Source organism: Okeania hirsuta (genome assembly GCF_003838195.1).
Taxonomy (GTDB): Bacteria; Cyanobacteriota; Cyanobacteriia; order Cyanobacteriales; family Microcoleaceae; genus Okeania; species Okeania hirsuta.
In genome coordinates this window covers 1-1051 of sequence record NZ_RCBY01000617.1, presented here as the reverse complement: position 1 = coordinate 1051, position 1051 = coordinate 1, and the positions used below count along the sequence as shown (strand labels likewise).

General features: G+C 43.1%; 1 protein-coding gene. It reads right to left on the bottom strand.

Features of this window, described 5'->3' with window-relative positions:
• Positions 1–789 precede the first annotated feature (789 nt).
• Positions 790–1051: hypothetical protein (locus tag D5R40_RS38775; RefSeq protein WP_205127871.1), on the bottom strand; the 262-nt coding region annotated here is incomplete at its 5' end.

Below are 1051 nucleotides of genomic sequence, written 5' to 3'. Positions count from 1 at the left end.
AAGCCATCAAGCAGCACTCGTCTAATAATTTTGAAGTTGGTTGGCAAAATCGTTAGTATGAGCCCTGATTTCAACCAAGATACAGTAGAACAATGGAAGACATTCGGAAGATGGCCAGATGGCAGCTCATAACCATAGTCGTTTTCGCATTGGCGAAAGCCGTTAGGCCCAGTGTATTGGAAAGCCAAGCGCCTGAGTTTGTGAAGTTATTCCTATTGTCCTTTCCCAATTTTTGCGAAGCTATCGTTGGCATACTCACCTGACGATGCTCGGCTCTATGCTAACCGCAGGCTCAAATGCGGAACAGCTCAATCTACATTGCGGCCGTAGTCTTGGCAGCCATCTACGTGATCACACAGGAATAAGATCCATAATCTGGGTGGAATAACATCTATGATCCCAATGATGTGCTATTTCAGTACTGGACTTCTCTTTGTTTTATCCCTATTAGGCGGATGAAGCCCAGCTTCGAAGCTAGAATAGTTGCAAATTACCGGTGAATATTACAGCGCTTGCTTAAGTACCTTGAACCGAGCTTTTCTTATAAAATATGATGAACAAAGCCCTAAAATGAAAATCAAATATCCTGAACGAAAACTAGACGATTACGGAAGGATAAAATTCCCGAAACCGAGGAAGGCGGAGCGATTATGCAAGCATTTACTCCTTTAAGATTCTGCTGGTAGTAGCCGAATGCCTGGATGGTCAACCCTTATGATCAAGAGAGCCGGCCCAGCCGTAAAAAAAATAGGCCAAATCATAGGCTCCTCCATGAGGTGCCTAACTAAATCATTCCTTTCTTTCATTCTCATTCCTGAATGTCCACAGCACAAAGTCTATGGTGCACATCCCAATCTGGGCCACTATTCGATCAAAGCTGACAGTGACGCCGATCTGGTAAGATAATCCTGTAGAAAAATGTAGCGTATATGGAATAATCAATACGATCCCAATGAGTAGGATCCAATGAATAAAATCAATGGGTTCGAGTAGGTTAACCGCTTCGGAATGAATCGAAAAAGAGATTTGGGCTATTTTTTTTACGGCTGGG